The sequence below is a fragment of the Nocardioides sp. 31GB23 genome, from assembly GCF_040012395.1.
GTDB classification, from domain to species: Bacteria; Actinomycetota; Actinomycetes; order Propionibacteriales; family Nocardioidaceae; genus Nocardioides; species Nocardioides salarius.
In genome coordinates this window covers 49,258-70,069 of sequence record NZ_JBDYKJ010000008.1, presented here as the reverse complement: position 1 = coordinate 70,069, position 20,812 = coordinate 49,258, and the positions used below count along the sequence as shown (strand labels likewise).

General features: G+C 73.5%; 16 protein-coding genes. 8 read left to right on the top strand and 8 right to left on the bottom strand.

Translation table 11 applies throughout. From position 1 onward, the window contains the following. The first annotated feature begins 181 nt into the window (after positions 1-181). Both ABKW28_RS04010 and ABKW28_RS04005 read left to right on the top strand, forming a co-directional pair. Positions 182-2,296, top strand: coding sequence for a DNA topoisomerase IV subunit B (locus ABKW28_RS04010; protein ID WP_193670308.1), 2,115 nt, complete (start codon positions 182-184; stop codon positions 2,294-2,296). Positions 2,297-2,333: 37 nt separating this feature from the next. Beyond that, the gene (locus ABKW28_RS04005; RefSeq protein WP_348606528.1) at positions 2,334-4,040 is read left to right on the top strand and encodes a glycoside hydrolase family 3 N-terminal domain-containing protein; all 1,707 of its coding nucleotides are present in this window, start codon (positions 2,334-2,336) and stop codon (positions 4,038-4,040) included. 16 nt (positions 4,041-4,056) lie between these two features. Here the strand turns inward: ABKW28_RS04005 and ABKW28_RS04000 are convergent, their stop codons facing one another. From ABKW28_RS04000 to ABKW28_RS03985, 4 genes are read right to left on the bottom strand one after another with little or no spacing between them, the layout of a single operon-like run. Further along, positions 4,057-4,572 (bottom strand): carbonic anhydrase, encoded by a 516-nt coding sequence (locus tag ABKW28_RS04000; protein ID WP_348606526.1) that lies wholly within the window; start codon positions 4,570-4,572, stop codon positions 4,057-4,059. Between the two features lie 10 nt (positions 4,573-4,582). Further along, complete coding sequence (locus tag ABKW28_RS03995; protein ID WP_348606525.1) at positions 4,583-6,406, bottom strand: MFS transporter; 1,824 nt, start codon at positions 6,404-6,406, stop codon at positions 4,583-4,585. Next, complete coding sequence (locus ABKW28_RS03990) at positions 6,403-7,116, bottom strand: LppX_LprAFG lipoprotein (RefSeq protein WP_193670312.1); 714 nt, start codon at positions 7,114-7,116, stop codon at positions 6,403-6,405. The genes ABKW28_RS03995 and ABKW28_RS03990 overlap by 4 nt, the downstream gene beginning before the upstream one ends. Positions 7,117-7,121: 5 nt before the next feature. Further along, positions 7,122-9,641 carry a DNA topoisomerase IV subunit A gene (locus tag ABKW28_RS03985; protein ID WP_348606523.1) on the bottom strand — a complete coding sequence of 840 codons (2,520 nt, stop codon included), beginning with the start codon at positions 9,639-9,641 and terminating at the stop codon, positions 7,122-7,124. Positions 9,642-9,718: 77 nt separating this feature from the next. Here ABKW28_RS03985 and ABKW28_RS03980 point away from each other — a divergent pair, with 77 nt between their 5' ends. Genes ABKW28_RS03980 through ABKW28_RS03965 form a run of 4 tightly spaced genes read left to right on the top strand, consistent with a single transcriptional unit; the run spans position 9,719 to position 14,850 of the window. Next, on the top strand, positions 9,719-12,454 hold the full coding sequence (locus ABKW28_RS03980) for a GNAT family N-acetyltransferase (protein WP_348606522.1): 2,736 nt from the start codon (positions 9,719-9,721) through the stop codon (positions 12,452-12,454). Positions 12,455-12,482: 28 nt separating this feature from the next. Then, positions 12,483-13,136 (top strand): sulfotransferase family 2 domain-containing protein, encoded by a 654-nt coding sequence (locus ABKW28_RS03975; protein WP_193670315.1) that lies wholly within the window; start codon positions 12,483-12,485, stop codon positions 13,134-13,136. Positions 13,137-13,138: 2 nt separating this feature from the next. Further along, a complete protein-coding gene (locus ABKW28_RS03970) occupies positions 13,139-13,735 on the top strand; it encodes a DUF5998 family protein (RefSeq protein ID WP_193670316.1) in 597 nt (198 codons plus the stop codon). After that, on the top strand, positions 13,732-14,850 hold the full coding sequence (locus tag ABKW28_RS03965) for a nucleotide pyrophosphatase/phosphodiesterase family protein (protein WP_348606520.1): 1,119 nt from the start codon (positions 13,732-13,734) through the stop codon (positions 14,848-14,850). Before ABKW28_RS03970 ends, ABKW28_RS03965 begins: the two co-directional genes overlap by 4 nt. A 127-nt stretch (positions 14,851-14,977) precedes the next feature. Here ABKW28_RS03965 and ABKW28_RS03960 read toward each other — a convergent pair whose 3' ends face one another. Further along, positions 14,978-15,658 (bottom strand): hypothetical protein, encoded by a 681-nt coding sequence (locus ABKW28_RS03960; RefSeq protein ID WP_348606519.1) that lies wholly within the window; start codon positions 15,656-15,658, stop codon positions 14,978-14,980. A gap of 116 nt (positions 15,659-15,774) precedes the next feature. On the opposite strand from ABKW28_RS03960, the gene ABKW28_RS03955 reads away from it, so the two are divergent. Beyond that, positions 15,775-16,206, top strand: coding sequence for an SRPBCC family protein (locus ABKW28_RS03955; protein ID WP_348606517.1), 432 nt, complete (start codon positions 15,775-15,777; stop codon positions 16,204-16,206). A gap of 17 nt (positions 16,207-16,223) precedes the next feature. On the opposite strand, the gene ABKW28_RS03950 is transcribed toward ABKW28_RS03955, so the two are convergent. Further along, positions 16,224-16,895, bottom strand: a complete 672-nt coding sequence (locus ABKW28_RS03950; RefSeq protein WP_193670320.1) for a thymidine kinase — start codon at positions 16,893-16,895, stop codon at positions 16,224-16,226. Positions 16,896-16,942: 47 nt separating this feature from the next. Between ABKW28_RS03950 and ABKW28_RS03945 the strand changes: the two genes are divergently transcribed. Continuing rightward, positions 16,943-17,779: a sulfurtransferase gene (locus tag ABKW28_RS03945; RefSeq protein WP_348606516.1), complete on the top strand. Its 837-nt coding sequence runs from the start codon at positions 16,943-16,945 to the stop codon at positions 17,777-17,779. A 9-nt stretch (positions 17,780-17,788) separates the two neighbouring features. On the opposite strand, the gene ABKW28_RS03940 is transcribed toward ABKW28_RS03945, so the two are convergent. Together ABKW28_RS03940 and sepH are read right to left on the bottom strand one after the other, a co-directional pair. Further along, positions 17,789-19,774: an SDR family oxidoreductase gene (locus tag ABKW28_RS03940; protein ID WP_348606514.1), complete on the bottom strand. Its 1,986-nt coding sequence runs from the start codon at positions 19,772-19,774 to the stop codon at positions 17,789-17,791. Between the two features lie 50 nt (positions 19,775-19,824). Next, entirely contained in the window at positions 19,825-20,703 is an 879-nt protein-coding gene (gene sepH, locus ABKW28_RS03935; protein ID WP_348606513.1) for a septation protein SepH, read from the bottom strand. Positions 20,704-20,812 lie beyond the last annotated feature (109 nt).

The window sequence follows — 20,812 nt, the reverse complement described above, 5'->3', positions numbered from 1 at the left end:
AGTGTGCGGGTCGGGGCGAGGGGAGCGGGGTCATCTCACGTTTCCCGTTCCGATCGTTTCCACATCGTGACGTGGCCGGCCCTCGTGCTGGGTCTCTCCACGCTAGCGGTGCCCCCGTGGGCGAGCCTGTGCGGGGCACCGGCGTGTCGTGACCTAGATTCGGAGCAGCACCCGCACCCGGATGGGTCGCGGTGCGCACCCGCCGTACGCACGTCCTGCCAGGAGCCCCACGATCGCCGACAACACCTACAACGCCGCCCACCTCCTCGTCCTCGAGGGGCTCGAGGCGGTGCGCAAGCGTCCCGGCATGTACATCGGCTCGACCGACACCCGCGGGCTGATGCACTGCCTGTGGGAGATCATCGACAACGGTGTCGACGAGGCGCTGGCCGAGTCCGCCACCCGCGTCGAGGTCGTGCTGCACCCCGATGGCTCGGTGGAGGTCCACGACGACGGTCGCGGCATCCCCACCGACAAGGAGCCCAAGACCGGGCTGCCCGGTGTCGAGGTGGTGGCCACCAAGCTGCACGCGGGCGGCAAGTTCGGCGGCGGCTCGTACGTCGCCACGGGTGGTCTGCACGGCGTGGGCCTCTCGGTCGTCAACGCGCTCTCCTCGCGCATGGACATCGACGTGGAGCGTTCGCCCGCGGCGCAGGGCCTGTCCTTCCAGCGCGGCGTGCCCGGCGTCTTCGAGGGCGAGGGCCTCGGCGGGTCCTTCGAGCCCCGCTCGGGCCTGACCCGCAAGGGAGGGCGGGTGGCCAAGGGCCGCTCCGGCACCCGCATCCGGTTCTGGCCCGACCGCCAGATCTTCACCAAGGACGCCACCTTCGTCTACGACGAGCTGGTCACCCGGGCGCGCCAGACCTCCTTCATCGTGCCTGGGCTCGAGCTCGTGCTGCGCGACCTGCGCGGCGAGGAGCCGGTCGAGGAGAGCTTCCGCCACGACGGCGGCATCTCGGAGTTCACCGAGTTCCTGGCCCCCGACGAGGCCGTGACCTCGGTGCTGCGGCTGCAGGGCAGCGACACCTTCACCGAGACCGTGCCGCTGCTCGACGACAAGGGCCACATGACGCCCCAGGAGATCGAGCGCGAGCTGGTCGTCGACGTCGCGATCCGCTGGGGCACCGGCTACGACACCGAGATGCGCTCCTTCGTCAACGTGATCGCCACCCCCAAGGGCGGCACCCACCTCAGCGGCTTCGAGCAGGCGCTGACCAAGACCTTCAACGACGTGATGCGCCAGAGCAAGGCGCTGAAGGTCAACGACGCCGACGTGGTCAAGGACGACGTGCTCGAGGGCCTCACCGGGGTCGTCACGGTGCGCCTGGCCGAGCCGCAGTTCGAGGGCCAGACCAAGGAGATCCTCGGTACGCCGGCCGCGCGCACCGTCGTGCGCAAGGTCGTGGCGCGCGAGCTGAAAGAGTGGCTGACGTCCTCCAAGCGCGAGCAGAAGGCCCAGGCCAAGCTCGTGATGGAGAAGGTCGTGGGCGCCGCCAAGACCCGCCTGGCCGCGCGCCAGCACAAGGAGACCCAGCGCCGCAAGAACGCCCTGGAGTCCTCGGCGCTGCCGTCCAAGCTGGCCGACTGCCGCGACAACGACAACGAGCGCACCGAGCTGTTCATCGTCGAGGGCGACTCCGCGCTCGGCACCGCCAAGCTGGCCCGCGACTCCTCCTTCCAGGCGCTGCTGCCGATCCGCGGCAAGATCCTCAACGTCCAGAAGGCCTCGGTCGGCGACATGCTCAAGAACGCCGAGTGCGCCTCGATCATCCAGGTCGTCGGCGCCGGGTCGGGCCGCACCTTCGAGCTCGACGCCCGCCGCTACGGCCGGATCATCTTCATGGCCGACGCCGACTCCGACGGCGCCCACATCCGCTGCCTGCTGGCCACGCTGTTCTTCAAGTACATGCCCGAGCTCATCACCGAGGGGCGCGTCTACTCCGCCGTGCCCCCGCTGCACCGCATCGAGCTGTCCAACCCCAAGAAGGGGATGGACAAGTACGTCTACACCTACTCCGACGACGAGCTGCAGCGAAAGCTCGCCGAGCTGAAGAAGAAGAACGTGCGCTGGAAGGACCCGGTGCAGCGCTACAAGGGCCTCGGCGAGATGGACGCCGACCAGCTGGCCGAGACCACCATGGACCCGCGCCGGCGCACCCTGCGCCGCATCACCGTCGACGACGCCGACGTGGCCACCCAGGTCTTCGAGCTGCTGATGGGCTCCGACGTCGCGCCCCGCAAGGAGTTCATCGTGCAGGGCGCCTACGACGTCGACGTCGAGGCGCTCGACGCCTGAGTGTCGTCCTCACCGCCGGCCTGGGACGATGGAGGGCGTGCCCGCCTCCCCCTCCCCGCGCCGCCGCGGGATCGCCGCGCTGCTCGCGCTGGGCGTGCTCGTGTCGGGCTGCACGGGTGGGCCCGGGGGAGCACCGGAGCCCAGCGGTGACCTGGCCAGCACGGACGCGCCCGACCCGCCCAGCGCCTCGGAGCGGCTGGGCCTGCGCCCCGGGTGGGGTCCGAGCCGCGCCGAGCTCGACCTCGCGGCGCGGCGTACGCAGCGGATGAGCCTGCCGCAGCTGGCCGGGCAGGTGATCGTCGCGCGCTGGGACGGCACCGGGGCGCCGACGGCGCTGGTGCGGCGCCTGCACCTGGGCGGCGTGGTCGCCTTCGCCGACAACATCTCCTCCACCGACCAGCTGCGCCGCGCCACCCGGGCACTGCAGCGCGACGCCGGACGGGACTGGCCGGTCATGGTGGCCGTCGACCAGGAGGGCGGCACCGTCGCGCGGGTGCGCGGCTCGGCCACCGGCTTCCCCGCGTTCATGTCGGCCGGCGCGGCCGCCCGGCCGGCCCTGACCCGGCGCACCTACGCCGCCAGCGGCCGCGAGCTGCGCGGCCTGGGCGTCAACGTCGACCTGGCCCCCGACGCCGACGTCACCACCGGCCCCGCCGACCCCGTCATCGGCAGCCGCTCGGCCGGCTCCGACCCCGCCGCCGTGGCCCGCCACGTGGTGGCCGCCGCCCGCGGCTTCCGCGACGCCGGCGTCGTGCCGGTCGTCAAGCACTTCCCCGGCCACGGCTCGCTGGGCACCGACAGCCACCTCGCCCTGCCGGTGCAGCGGCGCCCGCTGCCCGCCCTCTCCCGCACGGACCTACGGCCCTTCCGGGCCGCGGTCGAGGCCGGGCTGCCGGCGGTGATGACCGGCCACATCGCCGTCGCCGACGTCGATCCCGGGGTGCCGGCCAGCCTCTCGCGGCCGGTGGTGACCGGGCTGCTGCGCCAACGGCTCGGCTTCGACGGCGTGGTGATGAGCGACGCGCTCGACATGGGCGCGGTGAGCGGGCGGCGTACGCCGGCGGTGCAGGTGCTGCGCGCCGGCTCCGACGTGGTGCTGATGCCGCCCGACCCGGCCGCGACCCGCACCGCGATCGTGCGGGCCGTGCGCGACGGCCGCCTGGGCCGCACCCGACTGCGCCAGGCCGCCGCGCGCACCATCGCGCTCCTCGAGCACCACGCCTCGGGCGACCCGGCCCCGCCCGGCAGCGGCCGGGCGGCCTCGCGGCGGCTCTCGGCGGCCGCCGTCACCGTCGCCGCCGGTCCCTGCCGCGGGCCGCTCGTGCGGGGGCCGGTGGTGCCGCTGGGCGACGCCACGGCGGTGCAGGCGTTCCGGGCCGCGGCCCGGTCGGCCGGGCTGGCCCTGGGCCAGGTGCGCTACGAGAAGCCGCCGCGCCCCGAGCGCACGGGGCGGAGGAAGAAGGACCGCGCCGCGCTGCGCCGCTGGCGGCGCACCGAGCCGGTACGCGTGGTCGACGGCACACCGGTGCACCTGCTGGGCGGCGGTGCCGCGCCCGACACCGGCGTCGTGGTCGCCACCGACCGGCCCTACCTGCTCGGGGGGTCGAGCGCGCCCGTGCGCATCGCGACGTACGGCGAGACCCCGGGCGCCATGTCGGCGCTCGTCGACGTGCTCACCGGGCGCGAGCGCGCTCCCGGGCGGCTGCCCGTCGACGTGCCCGGGGTGCCGCGGCGCGGCTGCTGAGCCCTGCTGGGTGCCGTCACGCGTGCTGGGTCAGCAGACCGGTGTCGACGTCGTAGACGAACCCGCCCACGGAGACGCTGTCGGGCACCAGCGGGTGCGTGCGCACCTTGGCCACGTCGTCGGCCAGCGCGGCGAGCTGGTCGGCGACCACGTGGAAGGGCTGCCAGGTGGAGTCGGTGCCGGCCGAGGCCGTGACCCGCTCGTGCAGCTCGGCCTCGGTGGCGCTGGCCATGGCGCAGCGGGTGTGCGGGATCACGAGGACCCGCTGCACGTTGAGCAGGTGGGCGCCGAGGACGAGCGCCTCGAGCGCCGCCTCGGTGACCCGGCCGCCGGGGTTGCGGAAGATCTTGGCGTCACCGGCGGAGAGCCCGAGCATGCCCAGCGGGTCGATGCGCGAGTCCATGCAGGTCACGATCGCCACGCCGGCCCTGGCGATGCCGTCGAAGCCGGCGTACTCGAAGGAGTCGGCGAAGCTGCGGTTGGCCTCGAGGAGGTCCTCGAAGGCGGCTGGGGTGGGGTGCGAGTCGGCCATGGCCCGCAACCTAGCCGACGGCGGGCACCCCGGTCGCGGCGTCTCGGCCGTGACCTGCGGCACGTGTGTCGGCGCCGCGCAGCAGCACCAGCGCCAGCACCGCGGCCAGCAGCGCGCACCCGGCGGCGCCGAGGAAGACGGTCTGCTCCTGGGCGATGCCGGCGGCGCGCAGCAGGTCGGAGTACTCCGCGCAGCGGGTGGTGCCCGCGGGGCAGACGTCCTGGATGGGCGGGATGTCGGCCTGCTCGGCGTAGTAGCGGCGCAGCCCGATCGTGGTGAGCGCCGAGATGCCGACCAGCATCCCGACCATGCGGGCGACCACGACCATCGCCGAGGCCAGGCCGTGCACGGCGTCGGCGGTGTGGGCCAGCACGGCCGCGTTGACCGGCGCCAGCGCGAGGCCGAAGCCCAGCCCGCCCACCACCAGCGGCACGGTCGCCGTCCAGCTCTCCAGGGCGTCGACGCCCCAGCGCGACATCATCACGAAGCCGGTCGCGGCCATCACCATCCCGGCGGCGGTGATCACCCCGGCGGGCAGCACCCGGGTCAGGTAGCCGCCGACGACCGCACCGACGGGCAGCGCGACCAGGAAGCGCACCAGCACGAGCGCCGCGAGCAGCTGGGAGTCCTGGTACGTCGTGGTGCGGGCGAAGAGCGGCACGTCGATCAGGGCCGCGATCAGGGCGGCCCCGATCAGGAAGCTGACCACCACCGAGCCCCACGCGGGCCGGTCTCGCAGCGCCCCGCGCGGCAGCAGCGGGTCGCTGGCGCGGCGCAGGTGCACCACGAACGCGACCGAGGCGACGGCGGCCCCCAGCAGGTACCACCGGCCCTGGTCGGAGAAGACCTGCACCTTGGGGTCGGCGGTGGCGAAGGCCAGGATCACCCCGCCCAGCGCGACCGCGAGGTAGGTCGCCCCCGTGACGTCGGCCTCGCGCAGCGAGCGGCCCCAGGCACGCAGGTCGACCAGCGGCCGCCGGGCGGTCAGGGTGCGGGCCACCAGCAGCAGCGCCAGCACGACGGTGACGGCGCCGACGGGGGTCAGCCACCGGCCGCCGCCGTCGACGAACGGGATGAACAGCCGGCCGTAGTCGATGTCGGCGCGCAGGGAGCCGGGCGGTTGGAAGACCAGGGCACCCGCGAGGAGCAGCAGCAGGAGCAGGCCCAGCCCCACCAGGTCGGGCCGCCCCCGGCGCGGGTCGATGCGCCGGTCACGGGGGCCGGTCGTGGTGCCGCTGCGCGCGGCCAGGGCGGCGATCGCCGCGGCCAGCACCAGGCCCACGGCCAGGTTGATGAGGAAGATGGCGCGCCAGTCGGCGAAGGCCAGCACCGCGGCGCCGTACAACGGCCCGACGACGCTGCCGATCTCCTGCACCGCCGAGACCAGCCCGAGCGGCACCCCGCGCCGCTCCCGCGGGTAGAGGTCGGCGACCAGCGCCAGGGTGGCCGGCACCAGGCCGCCACCGCCGACGCCCTGCAGGAAGCGTCCGGCCACCATCGAGGGCATGTCGTAGGCGGCGGCGGTGACGATCGAGCCGATCGCGAAGACGACCAGCGAGGCGGTCAGCACCGGCACCCGGCCGCGCAGGTCGGCGATCCGACCGATCAGCGGCAGCATCGCGACGTAGCCGAGCAGGAAGCCCGAGATGATCGGCGCCGCGCGCTGCAGCTGGTCGGGGGAGAGCCCGACCCCGGCCATCATGTCGACCAGCGCCAGCACCACCACGTAGGTGTCGGCGGCCGCGAAGGCCACCGCGAGCGCGGCCAGCCCCAGCAGCAGCCGGGCACCCCGGTCGGTGCCCGCGGTGCCGCCCGCGGCGCTGCTCGTGCTCACTCGGGCGCGGTGATCTCGGGCGAGGAGCCGTAGTCGTCGAAGTCGACGGTGTAGGTCATCGACTCGCCGTCGCCGTAGAAGGCGCCGGTCAGCTCCATCGAGCGCAGCTCGCCCCCGTCGGAGACGGCGTAGGAGGCGTCGAAGTCGCCCTCGGCGCTGGGGATGATGGTGGCCGCGACCTCCTGGGAGATCGTGCCGGTGTAGGTGGTCAGCACGTCGCGGTTGTCGGTGCCGCCGCGCACCTGCTCGCCCGCCTCGACGTCGTCGGTGCTGGTCAGCAGCGACGAGAAGCCGCCGTCGGCGCCCAGCAGGGCGGCCGGGTCGGGCGCGCCGTACTCGGCCGGGTCGATCTGCGACCAGCCGGTCGTCAGCGGCACCTGGGCGTGGACGACGTCGTCGACCGCGACCACGGGCACCTCGGGCTCGAAGCCGGCGAAGCGCACGGTGATCACGCCGTCGAAGGCCGCGGGGCTGGGGGTGCCGACGCCCTCGGCGCGCAGCAGCCCCTCGACGCCCTCGGGGAGGTCGTCGGTGACGAGGCTGACCTGCACGCCGCTGGTCTCGTCGAGGGTCGCCTTGGCCTCGGCGAGCACCTCCTGCGCGCTCGGGGCCTCCTCGGCCGCGCTGTCGTCGCCGCTGCTGCAGGCGGAGAGGCCGCCGAGGCCCAGGAGGCCGGCCGCGGTCAGGGCCGCGAGGGTGGGAGCACGCATGTCACTCAGCCTTGCACATCGTCGGCAACGCCCGGGTCGACCGCGGGCACGTCGGCGGCGCTCGCCGGCACGCGCAGTGCGACCGGACCGGCGCAGGCCGCGACCGCCTGCGACCCGGGCACGCCGGAGCCGTCGCGGCGCCCGGTCGCGGCGGGCAGCTCGACCGGCGCGCCGCTGGCCGCGGCGGCGCGGGCGGGGGCGGTGCCCGCCCAGGCCAGGACCAGCGCGTCCTCGCCCTTGAGGAAGCGGTGGCAGCGCACGCCGCCGGTTGCGCGACCCTTGGCGGGGTACTCGCTGAACGGTGTCACCTTGATCGCGCCCACCTCGGTGCCGGGCAGGGCGGTGGCGGAGCCGGAGGCGGTGACCAGCACCGCGCCCTCCGGCGCCGACGGGTCGACGACCCCGAACCACAGCACCGCCTGGCCGTCGGTGAGCCGGATGCCGGCGATGCCGCCGCCGGACCGGCCCTGGGGGCGCACCGCGTCGGCGGAGAAGTGCAGCAGCTGGGCGTCGGTGCTGACGAAGCACAGCGACTCCTGGCCGGTCACGAGCTCGACGGCGCCGACGACCTCGTCGTCGTCCTTGAGCCCGATCACCTCCCAGTCGTCGCGGTTGAGCACCTCGGGGTTGACGCGCTTGACGACGCCCTGCCGGGTGCCCAGCGCCAGGCCGGGCCCGTCGGTGGCCAGCGTGCACAGCGACAGCGCCCGCTCGCCGGTCTCGAGGGTGAGCAGCTCGCTGAGCGGCACCCCGCCCTGCAGGTTGGGGTCGTTGGCCGAGGCGGGGATGGTCGGCAGGTCGAGCACCGTCAGGCGCAGCAGCCGCCCGCGGCTGGTCAGCACCCCGACCTCGGCGCGCGCGGTCGTGGCCACCGCGGAGACCACGACGTCGTGGTTGGTGCGGTCGCCACCCACGCCCGGCGCCTCGGCGCTCGAGGAGCGCGCCAGCAGGCCCGTGGAGGACAGGTAGGCGAAGCACGGGTCGTCGGCGACCTCGAGCGGCGTGGCCGCCGCGGCCGCCGGGGTCCCGGCCGACTCCAGCAGCACCGTGCGGCGCGGGGTGCCGTAGGTCTTGGCGACCTCGGCCAGCTCGTCGGAGACGACCTCGCGCAGCAGCTGGTCGTCGGCCAGGATCGCGTCGAGCGCCTCGATCTCGCCGCGCAGCTGCTCCTGCTCCTTCTCCAGCTCGATGCGGCTGAAGCGGGTCAGGCGGCGCAGCTGCATCTCGAGGATGTAGTCGGCCTGCAGCACCGAGAGCTCGAAGACCGTGGTCAGCCGCTCGCGTGCGGCGCCGGCGTCGTCGCTGGTGCGGATCACCTGGATGACCTCGTCGATGTCGAGCAGCGCGACCAGCAGGCCGTCGACCAGGTGCAGGCGCTCGGCCTTCTTGGTGCGGCGGAACTGCGTGCGGCGGCGTACGACGTCGTAGCGGTGGCCCAGGAAGACCTCGAGCATCTCCTTGAGCCCCAGGGTGCGGGGCTGGCCGTCGACGAGGGCGACGTTGTTGATGCCGAAGGAGTCCTCGAGCGGGGTCTGGCGGTAGAGCTGCTCGAGCAGCGCCTCGGGCACGAACCCGTTCTTGACCTCGATGACCAGGCGCAGGCCATGGTCGCGGTCGGTGAGGTCCTTGATGTCGGAGATGCCCTGGACCTTCTTGGCCTGCACGAGGGTCTTGATGCGCTCGACGATCTTCTCGGTGCCCACGCCGTAGGGCATCTCGGTCACCACGATCGCCTTGCGCCGACCGATCGTCTCGATGCGGGCCGTGGCGCGCATCTTGAAGGTGCCGCGGCCGGTCTCGTAGGCGTCGCGGATGCCGTCGAGGCCCACGATCTTGCCGCCGGTGGGCAGGTCGGGGCCGGGGATGAAGCGCATCAGGTCGTCGATGCCGGCGCCCGGGTGGATGATCAGGTGCCGCAGCGCCTGGACCACCTCGACGAGGTTGTGGGGGGCGCAGTTGGTGGCCATGCCGACCGCGATGCCGGTGGTGCCGTTGACCACCAGGTTGGGGATCGCCGACGGCAGCACCGACGGCTCCGTCTCGCGGGAGTCGTAGTTGGGCCTGAAGTCGACGGTGTCCTCGTCGATGGAGGCGGTCATCGCCACGGCCGGCGGGGCCATCCGGCACTCGGTGTAGCGCATGGCGGCGGGGGAGTCGTCGGGCGAGCCGAAGTTGCCGTGCCCGTCGATGAACGGCAGCCGCATCGACCACGGCTGGGCGGTGCGGACCAGGGCGTCGTAGATCGCGGAGTCGCCGTGGGGGTGCAGGCGACCCATCACCTCGCCGACGACGCGGGCGCTCTTCACGTGCCCGCGGTCGGGGAAGAGCCGCATCTCGTTCATCGTGTAGAGGATCCGCCGCTGCACCGGCTTGAGACCGTCGCGCGCGTCGGGCAGCGCCCGGGAGTAGATGACGGAGTAGGCGTACTCCAGGAACGAGCTGCGCATCTCGTCGCCGACGTCGATGTCGAGGATGTGCTCCTCGAAGTCGTCGGGCAGCGGCTGCTTGGTGGAACCCTTGGCCATGGGGCCATTCTCCCCGGACGTCCCCGGGCTCGGCGCCGGGGCACGCCGGTCGCGGGTCTTCGGTAGATTCTCCTCTCGTGACCGGCGGCCCCCAGCAGGACGACATCGAGACCTCCACCGAGCCCGCGGCACCCGGTGCCCCACGGCACTGGGAGGCCGACGTCCTGCTGCGCGACGGACGCACCGCCCACATCCGCCCGATCCGCCCCGACGACGCCGAGCTGCTCGTCGACTTCTACAGCCGCGTCTCGGACCGCTCGAAGTACTACCGGTTCTTCTCGCCGATGCCGCGCCTCTCCGACCGCGACGTGCAGCGCTTCACCCGCGTCGACCACCACGACCGGGTGGCGCTGGTGCTGGTGCTGGCCGACCGGATGATCGCGGTCGGCCGCTACGACCGGGTCCGCGTCGGCGAGGCCGAGGTCGCGTTCCTGGTCGAGGACCAGCACCAGGGCCGCGGCATCGCCCAGCTGCTGCTCGAGCACCTGGCGCAGGCCGGTCGCGAGCGCGGGCTCGAGAAGTTCACAGCAGAGGTGCTGCCCGACAACTCCCGGATGATCCAGACCTTCCGCGACGCCGGCTACCGCGTGGCCAGCGAGTTCGAGGACGGTGTCATCCAGCTGGAGTTCCCCATCGACGCCACCGACACCGCGATCGGGGTGATGCAGGACCGGGAGCACCGCGCCGAGTCCGCCTCGATCGACAAGTTCTTCAACCCCCGCTCGGTGGCCATCATCGGCGCCTCGCGCCGCCAGGACACGATCGGCCAGACGCTGGTGCGCAACCTGGTGATGGGCGACTTCACCGGTCGCGTGTACGCCGTGAACCCGTCGGCGGGCGCGGTGTCGGGGCTGCCGGCGTACAAGAGCGTGGGGGAGATCCCCGACCACGTCGACGTGGCGATCGTCGCGGTGCCCGCCGACGCGGTGCAGGACGTCGTGCTCGACTGCGCGGCCAAGGGCGTGCACGGGCTGGTGGTGATCTCCAGCGGCTTCGCCGAGACCGGCGAGGAGGGCCGCCAGCGCCAGCGGCGCCTGGTGGGGCTCTCGCGCTCCTACGGGCTGCGCCTGATCGGGCCCAACTGCCTGGGCGTCATCAACACCGACCCCGGTGTCTCGATCAACGCCTCGCTGTCGTCGGTGATGCCGCCGCGCGGGCGGGCCGGCTTCTTCTGCCAGTCCGGTGCGCTGGGCTCGGCGATCCTCGAGAAGGTCCAGAACCGCGGGCTGGGCCTGTCGACCTTCGTCAGCGCCGGCAACCGCGCCGACGTGTCGGGCAACGACCTGCTGCAGTACTGGGAGGAGGACGACTCCACCGAGGTCGTGCTGCTCTACCTGGAGTCGATCGGCAACCCGCGCAAGTTCTCCCGGATCGCGCGGCGGGTCTCGCTGCGCAAGCCGATCATCGCGGTGCGCTCGGGGCGCACCACGCAGGGCGTGCCGATGGGGCACGCGGTGCGCAAGATCGCCGCCCCGCCGGCGGCCGTCGACGCGATGTTCCGCCAGGCGGGGATCATCCAGGTCGACACCCTCGACGAGATGTTCGACGTCGCCCAGCTGGTGGCCCACCAGCCGCTGCCGCGCGGGCGCCGGGTCGCGATCGTGGGCAACTCCGACGCGCTGGGCCTGCTGGCCGCCGACGCCGCGGCCGCGGTCGGCCTGGTGGTCAACAAGGCGGTGCCGCTGGGCGCCGAGGCGACCGCCGAGGACTTCGAGGACGCGCTCGACGCGGCCATCGACGACCCCGACGTCGACTCCGTGGTCGCGGTCTACACCCCGCCGCTCAACGTCAGCGGCGAGGAGGTCGCCAACGTGCTGGCCGCGATCGGGGAGCAGTCCGACAAGCCCCTGGTCTCGACCTTCCTGGGCGTCGAGGGCGTGCCCGAGCTGCTGCGCGTGCCCGACGTGGCCGGCTCCACGGCCGGGCGCGGCTCGGTGCCGTCGTACCCCGCCGTCGAGGCGGCGGTGCGGGCCCTGGCCCGTGTCGTCGACTACGCCGTGTGGCTGCGCACCCCCGACGGCACGCCCCTGGACCCCGAGGGCGCCGACGACGACACCGCGCGCGGCATCGTCAACCGGGTGCTGGCCGAGCACCCGCAGGGCGCCGAGCTGGGCCGCGACGACCTGCGGGCCCTGCTGGCCGCCTACGACATCGAGCTGTGGCCCTCGCGGGTCGTGAGCAGCCTCGGCGAGGCCAACGCCGCCGGCGCCGAGCTCGGGTGGGACGTGGTGCTCAAGGCGACCGCCGACCACCTGCGCGAGCGCCCCGACCTGGCCCACGTGTGGCGCAACATCGACGGGGTCAACCAGATGCGCGACGCCTGGGCCTCGCTGTCGGCCCTGGTGGGCGAGGAGGACCTGACCGACGCGTTCCTGGTGCAGGGCACCGCCCCGCCCGGGGTGCCGGTGTCGATCTCGAGCATCGAGGACCCGCTCTTCGGGCCGGTGGTCTCCTTCGGCATCTCCGGACCGCTCACCGAGCTGCTCGGCGACCGGGCCTACCGCATCCCGCCGCTGGGCACCCGCGACGCCGCCGCGATGGTGCGCGAGGTCAAGGCCAGCCCGATGCTCTTCGGCTACCGGGGCAGCGAGGTCGTCGACGTCGGGGAGGTCGAGCGGCTCATCAGCCGCGTCTCGCAGCTGCAGAACGACATGCCCCAGCTCTCCGCCCTCGAGCTCGGGCTGGTGCTCGCCGGGCCCTCGGGATCGACCGTGCTCGACGCCTCGGCGCGGGTCGAGCCGGCCGCCGACTCGCGCTCCGACTGGTTCGTGCGCCGGATGCCCTCACAGCCGGGCGACACCATTCCGAGCTGAGGTCGACCTACCCGTATGCTCCGTGGTCATGGTGATCTCTGACAGCGCGCGCCTGCTCTTCGTGCACGTGCAGAAGACGGGTGGGTCGACCATCCACAACCGGCTCACGGAGGTCCTGCCCGACGCACGCCAGGTCAAGGGCGTCGACCGGCACGCCACGCTGGGCCAGATCCTGCGCGCCGAGCCCGAGCTGTCGACGTACTGGACCTTCGGGATCGTGCGCAACCCGTGGGCGCGGATGCTGTCGTGGTTCCGCATGGTCGAGCGCTTCCGCGACTCCGAGCAGGACGGCGAGCGCCGCCTGGACCGCAAGAACCAGTTCATCCGCTCGGTCGCCGAGACCTGCCCCGACTTCGAGTCCTTCATCATGAAGGGCCTCGACGAGTTTTCCCGGCTGCAGACGCCGCAGTGGCGCTACCTGGCCACCAAGACGCGCCGCGCCGACATGATCGGGCGCCAGGAGAGCCTCGAGGCCGACCTGCGCGCCGTCCAGGCCCGCTTCGACATCGCCTGGGAGCCGCTGAAGAGCGTCAACATCGACCGCACCCGCCCCGACTACAAGGCGGGCCCCGAGCTCGGTGGTCGCGACACCCGCTACCGCAGCGAGTACACCGACGAGATGGCCCGACGCGTCGAGGCGGCCTTCGCCCGCGACGTCACCGCCTTCGGATACGAGTTCTGAGCATGCGCGCCCGCACCGACGACCGTGACCGCCTGCGCGAGCTGCGCGCCGCCATCGACCGCACCGGCTACTACCCCGAGGTGGTCGGCGAGGGCGTGCAGGCCGCCGTGGCCGGCGAGCAGGTGGTCTCCTTCTTCGTCCACCACGAGCCGACCTTCGAGCACGACGAGGTGCGCCGGCACCTGTCGGTGGTGGTGCTGACCCCGACGCGGCTGGTGCTGGCCCACACCGACGAGCACACCGGCGACGACCTGCTGCCCGAGCCCTACACCTCGACCTCCACCGAGGCGATCCGGCTCAGCGCGGTGCGCTCGGTGGTGGTGACCCGGATGGTCGCCAACCCGACCTCGGGCCCGGGCCACCCGGCCGAGGCCGTGATGACGATCGGCTGGGGCGGGGTGAGCCGGGTCGACCTCGAGCCGGCCGGCTGCAGCGACCCCGAGTGCGACGCCGACCACGGCTACACCGGGGTGCTGGCCCCCGACGACTTCTCGCTGCGGGTCTCGTCCGCCGCCGACGGCAAGGACGCCGTGGCCGGGCTGCTCGCCTTCGCCGAGTCCCTGTCGTCGCGCACCCACCAGGCGCCGTCGGCGCCGTGACGTTCCTCGCGCCCGGGTACGGCGACCGGTCGCTGGCCGACGTGGTGCCCGCGGTCGGTGCCGCCCTGGGGGTGCGTCTCGAGGGTGCCGCGCACGAGGGGCTCGCGCTGCCCGAGGCGCCGGCGTACGTGGTGTTCCTCGTCGACGGTCTCGGGGCACGGCTGCTGGAGCGCTACGCGCACGTGGCGCCGTACCTGTCGTCCCTGCGCAGCGCCGCCCCGGGGGCGACGGCCGGGGTGCCGTCGACGACCGCCACCAGCCTGACCTCGCTCGGCACCGGGCTGCCGCCGGGCGCGCACGGCGTCGTGGGGTTCACCTCGCGGGTGCCCGGCACCGAGCGGCTGCTCAACGCGCTGGCGTGGCCGAGCGACGTCGACCCGGCCGAGTGGCAGCCGCACCCGACCGTCTTCTCGCGGCTGCGCGAGCGGGGCGTGGCGGTCAGCGTCGTCAACAAGCGCGAGTTCGTCAGCAGCGGGCTGACCCGGGCCGCCCACCGCGGCGCCGACTTCGTGGGCGCCGACAAGGTGGGGGAGCGGATCGCGGCCGCGGTCGCGGCCTCCGACCACGCGCCCTCCCTGACCTACCTCTACGACGGCGACCTCGACTGGACGGGGCACCGCTACGGCGTCGCCTCCACCGAGTGGCTGCAGCAGCTGGCGATGATCGACCACGAGGCCGAGCAGCTGCGCGAGGCGCTGCCGTCCTCGACCCGCCTGGTGGTCGTCGCCGACCACGGCATGGTCGACTCCCCGGACGCCTCGCGCGTCGACGTCGACACCGTGCACGAGCTGCGCGACGGGCTGGTGCTCTTCGGTGGCGAGGCCCGCTTCCGCCAGCTCTACTGCCAGCGCGGTGCGGTCGACGACGTCGTGGCCACCTGGCGCTCGGTGCTCGGCGACAGGGCCGAGGTGCTGACCCGCGAGGACGCCACCGCCCTGGGCTGGTTCGGCGAGGTCTCCTCCGCGGTGCGCCCGCGCATCGGCGACGTCGTGGTGGCCTGCCGGGGCGACGCGGCCGTCATCTCCAGCGTCGACTGGGCCTACGAGGCCCGCCCCGTGGGCCTGCACGGCTCGCTGACGCCCGAGGAGATGCTGATCCCGGTCCTGGTCGACTGACGGGCTCGGCGGCCGCTGCATGAGTCCCCGGCCGGCCGGGGACTCCTGCGCTTGTCAGGGGTTGCAACACCCATCAAGCGCAGGACTTCCCTGACAAGTCCGCGGTCTCGTCACGGCGTACGCCGGCTCAGGGCATGTCGGGGCAGTCCGCCCAGACCGCCGCCGACCGGCCGGTCTCCGTCTCCAGGTCTGCCGCCAGGACGCGTCCCTCGGGCAGGAACCTGTCCCAGGTCGCGGTGACGGTCCGCTCGTCGTCCGGGACAGCGCCGGCGGCGGCGCCCCACGCGGCGAGGCGGTCGCGCAGGGTGTGGCTGATCGGCAGCCGGTCGAGGGGGACCGGTCGACTGCTGTCACGATCGAGGACCGACGTCTCCGGGCCCGGGGTGAGGCAGAGGCGTCCGGGGAGCGGGGCGCGGGCGATCACCTCGGCGCTCAGCCAGTCGCCGAACGCTTCGACGGGTACGGCGCGACGCGACGCGACAGGCACGCTCACGAGGCCGGTCTCGAGCTCCTCCTGTGCGCGCCTGCGCTCCCGGCCCGACAAGGTGGGGACGTGCTCGGCCCACCAGGGCCGCGACACCGCGACGGCGAGGCTGCCGGGCATCGTCGACAGGGGGTCGAGGCCATCGGCGAAGCCCAGGTGCTCCCAGGCGACGAACAGGTCGCGGGCCACCAGCAGCACGCCCTCGTGGTCGACGCGCGCGACCACCCGGCGGCCGGCCACGAGCTCGACGGCGCCGTGGCTGAGCCCACGCGACCACTCCGACCACATGTCCTCGGCCGGTCCCTGCCTGCGTCCACCGAACACCGCGGCTCCTCTCGACCCGCGCACCCTACGGCCGGTCACCCGCGGGGGTGGACGCGGGTCGCGCCGGCGCGGGTACCGACGAGGTGGACAAGCCACCACGACCAAAGGAGCACACCGTGCCGTCAGTCGAGCGCACCGTCACCGTCAGCCAGCCGATCCAGAAGGTCTGGGACTACCTCAGCGACTTCCGCAACAGCGAGGAGTGGGACCCGCCCTCGGTCAGCACCGAGCGCACCAGCGGCGACGGGGGAGTCGGGACGACCTACCACAACGTCTCGAAGCTCCTCGGCTCCGAGCAGGAGGTCGACTACACCGTCACGAAGTTCGAGGAGCCGCACACCTTCCAGCTCGAGGGCGACGCCGGGTCGATCCAGCTGCTCGACACCATCACCTTCGAGGAGAGCGACGGGCGCACCTCGGTGACCTACCACGCCGAGTTCGACCCGCAGGGTGCCGCGAAGCTGGCCGAGCCGCTGATGCCCGCCGGCCTGAAGGTGCTGGCCGACAAGGTCGCGGCCAGCATGGAGGAGCACCTGAGCAGGCTCTGAGCCCCGGGCCCGTGGGGTCAGCCGAAGGGCAGCGGCTCGGGCGCGAGGGAGACCGCCTTCGCCCGGGCCGCGGTGAGCCGGCGCCGGTGGTGCTGGCGGCAGAGCACCTCGTAGGCCACGTCGGCATCGGCGTCGGAGGTGGGCTCCGGCGCCTCGCCGTCCTCGACGTCGCCCACGACGACGACCTCGCCCTCGGTGACCATCACGCCGTTCTCGGTGCGGGCGTTGTGGGTGGCGCGCTTGCCGCACCAGCACAGCGCCTCCACCTGCAGCACGTTCATCCGGTCGGCCAGCTCGACGAGCCGGCCGGAGCCCGGGAACAGCTCGGTGCGGAAGTCGGTGAGGATGCCGAAGGCGAAGACGTCGATCTGCAGCTCGTCGACGATCTTGGCCAGCTGGTCGACCTGGTCGCGGGTGTAGAACTGTGCCTCGTCGCAGATGACGTAGTCGATACGGGTGCCCTGGGTGAGGCTGTCGACGACGTGGCGCCAGAAGTCGAAGTCGGCGTCGACCTCGAGGGCCTCGTGGGTCAGGCCCAGGCGGCTGGAGATGCGTCCCTGGCCCGCCCGGTCACGGGTGACGAAGATCCGTCCCTGCCGCCCGCGGGCGGCGTGGTTGTGGTTCGTCTGGAGCGCCAGGGTGCTCTTGCCCGAGTCCATGGTCCCGGTGAAGAAGTGCAGTTCGGCCACGGGGCGCGATCCTCTCACGCCCCCGTCGGTACGGCACGATGGGAGTCATGAGCAGCCCTCTCATCAGCGTCCCCGTGCTCCGCGGACTCCTCGACGACCCGCACGCCCCCGACGTGACGCTCCTCGACGTCCGCTACCGCCTCGGTGGCCCGGCCGGCGCCGAGCAGCACGCCGCGGGCCACCTGCCGGGAGCGGCGTACGTCGACCTCGACACCGACCTCGCCGCCCCGCCGGCCACCACCCCCGACGGCGGCGGGCGCCACCCGCTGCCGGCCACCGAGGACCTCCAGGCCGCGATGCGCCGTCTCGGTGTCGACGACGGACGCCCCGTGGTCGTGTACGACGACTGGTCGGGGCTGGCGGCCGCGCGGGCCTGGTGGCTGCTGCGCCACCACGGCCACAGCAACGTGCGCGTCCTCGACGGCGGCTGGGCGGCATGGCTGGCCGGGGGCGGGTCCGTCGAGACGGGCCCGGTCGACCCGGCCCCGGGCGGCTTCACCGCGCGGCCCGGGCGGATGCCGCTGGTCGAGCTCGACGGTGTCCTCGACGTCGACGTGCTCGTCGACGCCCGGGCCCCCGAGCGCTACCGCGGCGAGGTCGAGCCGATGGACCCGGTCGCGGGCCGCGTGCCCGGCGCCGTCAACGTGCCGACGACCACCAACCTGACCTCCGCCGGCACCTTCCGCGACGCCGCCACGCTGCGGGCGCTCTACGCCGCCGAGGGGGTCGAGCCCGGCGCCGGCGTCGCGGCCTACTGCGGCTCCGGCGTCACCGCCTGCCACGACGTGCTGGCGATGGAGGTCGCGGGCATCCGCGCGGCCCTCTACCCCGGCTCGTGGAGCGAGTGGAGCGCCGACCCGTCCCGGCCGGTCGAGCGGGGCTGAGCCAGGCGCCTACCAGTGCACGCCCTTGAAGATCTTGGCCAGCATGATCTGCTCCGACTCACGGGTGCCGCCCTCGCCCTTGGCCGCGGCCGAGTCGGGGAAGACGTGGTAGGCCATGTTGAGCAGCCGGAACGTCAGCTTGGGCGCCACCGTGTGCGCCACCGCGCCCACGTTGCCGAGCAGCGTGTTGATCTCGTGGGGACGCGCGACCATCGCCTCCACGACCAGGTCGGCGGCCTGCGCCGGTGAGATCGTGGGGAACTTGTCGTAGATCTTGGTCGGCGCGATCATCGGCGTGCGCACCAGCGGCATGTGGATGCCGGTGAAGGTGACGCCGTCGCCGACGAGCTCGGAGGCCACCACGTTGCTCCACGAGTCGAGCGCCGACTTCGAGGCGACGTAGGCCGAGAACCGCGGCGGGTTGGTCTGCACGCCGATCGAGCTGACGTTGACCACGTGGCCGCGCTGCTGGGCCTGCATCGTGGGCAGCAGCCCCATCACCAGGCGGATCGCGCCGAAGTAGTTGAGCTGCATGGTGCGCTCGAAGTCGTGGAAGCGGTCGTGCGAGAGCCGCAGCGAGCGCCGGATGGAGCGCCCCGCGTTGTTGACCACGAAGTCGACCGAGGGCAGCTCGGCGGCCAGCTGCTCGCACAGCCGGTCGATCGCCTCGAGGTCGGAGAGGTCGCAGGGGTGGACCAGCGCCTGGCCGCCGCGCATCTCGATGGCCGCGCGCACCTCCTCGAGCTTGTCCTTGCCGCGCGCGACCAGCACCGGCACGCCGCCGGCCTGGGCGACCTTGTGGGCGGTGACCTGCCCGATGCCGGACGAGGCGCCGGTGATGACGACGTGCTTGCCCTGCAGCGCCGCGCGGATGCGCGGGTCGCGAGCGGTCGTCTCGTCGAGGTGCTCCTCCCAGTAGGAGTAGAGCGTGCGGGCGTAGGACTCGAGGTCGGGCACCGCGATGCCGGAGCCCGCGAGCGCCCGCTCGGTGCGCCGGGAGTCGAAGACGGCCGTGAAGCTCGTGAGCGCCAGCACCTCGGCCGGTACGCCGACGCGGCTGGTGACCAGGTCGAGCGCGGCCTGCAGCGGCGTCACCCTGCCCACCGCCGCGAGGAGCCCGGCGGGCTGGAGGGCCCGGGGCAACCGGCGGGCCAGGCCGCGGTCGAGCCCGATCGCGAAGGTCGGGGCACCCGCGGCGGCGCAGAACGCGTTGATCATGTCGACGACCGGCTGCGGCTCGGGGTTGACCAGGTGGAAGGCCTCGCCGTCACGGCCGGGCAGGTGGGCCAGGTGGTCCATGGCGCGGGTCACGTAGTCGACCGGCACCACGTTGGTGTCGCCCATGTCGACACCCGCGAGCGGCAGCCAGGCGGGCAGCACGTCGCGCATGGTCTTCATCAGTCCGAAGAAGTAGTAGGGCCCGTCGACCTTGTCCATCGCCCCGGTCTGGGAGTGGCCGACCACGATGGAGGGCCGGTAGACCCGCCACGGCACGGTGCCCTCCTCGCGCACGATCCGCTCGGACTCGTACTTGGTGCGGTGGTAGGGCGAGGGCAGGTGCTGGCCCTCGGCGAACATCGTCTCGTCGAAGGCCCCTTGGCGCTCACCGGCCGCGGCCACCGAGCTGACCTGGTGGAAGCAGCCGACGTCGAGGTCGGCGGCCAGCGCCAGGGCGTGCCGGGTGCCGCCGACGTTCATCGCCTCGTTGGTGGCGTCGTCGGCCGTCATGTCGTAGACCGCGGCGAGGTGGAAGAAGTGCTCGATCCCGCCGCGGTGCTCGGCGACCCACGCCGGGTCGACGCCGAGCGCCTCGGTCGACAGGTCGCCCACCACGGGGACGACCCGGTCGGTGCCCCAGTGCCGCACCAGCGCCTCCATGCGGTGCAGCGAGCCCTCACGCACCAGCACGAAGACCTCGCCCTCGCGGTGGTCGAGCAGCTCCTCCACCAGGAATCGGCCGATGAACCCGGTGGCGCCGGTCACGAAGTAGGACATGGCCGGACAGTACTCGTCGCGATCCCCGCGCGGGAGTCTCGCGGAGCGCGCTACTCCTGCTTGCCGCCGCCGAACATGATCTCGTCCCAGCTCGGCACGGAGGCGCGGCCACGGCTCTTGCGGACCGGTCGGCGCACCGGGGGCTCCGGCTGGACGTCCGGCTCGGGCTCGGGCTCCGGCTCGCTCTCCGCGACGGGGGCGGGCTCCGGGTCCGGCGCGGGCTCGGGCTCGGGCTCGGGCGAGACCATGCCGATGGCGTCCTCGCCCAGCGGCAGCTCCTCGTCGTCGAGGGAGACCCGGCGCCTGGCCCGGGCCTGCTGCAGGTCGTCGAGAGGCGCGGCCAGCGTGGCGGTGGCGATGACCTCGCCCACGAGCCAGCGCGCGTCCTCGTCGTCGAGGAGCACGTAGCTGCCGGGCATGTCGTAGGTGAAGTGCGCGAGCCCCGAGCGTGGCCGGGTCTCGAACTCGGCGGTCAGGGTCCAGCGCCCGTCCTCGCGACGCCAGGCGTCCCACGTCACGACGTCGGGCCCGATGTGCTCGGAGCGCAGGTGCGCCTCGACCGCCTCGCCGAGGCTGCGCACGCCGTCGGCGCCCGCGGTGCGCCGCACCGAGCTGCGCTGCGCACGCTGGGCCACGTGCTCGCGCTCGGCGAGCACCGGGCCGGCGTACGGCATGATCTTGTCGACGCTGGTCTGGGCCGCCTCGGCCACGGCCTCGGGGCTCTCGCCCGCCCGGATCCGTGCCTGGATGTCGCGGGGGCGCAGGACGCTGTCCATGGTCATCTCCAACTGGCCGAGTCGTGAGGTCTCGCCGCGCAGGGCGGCCCGGAGCCTGGCGTCGACGTCGAGGTCGTGCTCGACACCGGCGTCGTCGACCATGAGCAGGCGCTTCCCGTCCTCGCTCACCCCCGCGAGGGTCAGGTGCACCATCTCAGGTCCACCTCCTCGATCACCGGTGCCGGCGACGTGCCGACAGCTGTCCTGAGCCTACGCCAGCCACGGCCGCCAGCCGTGGACGCCGTGCCCTGCGCGCAGCGGG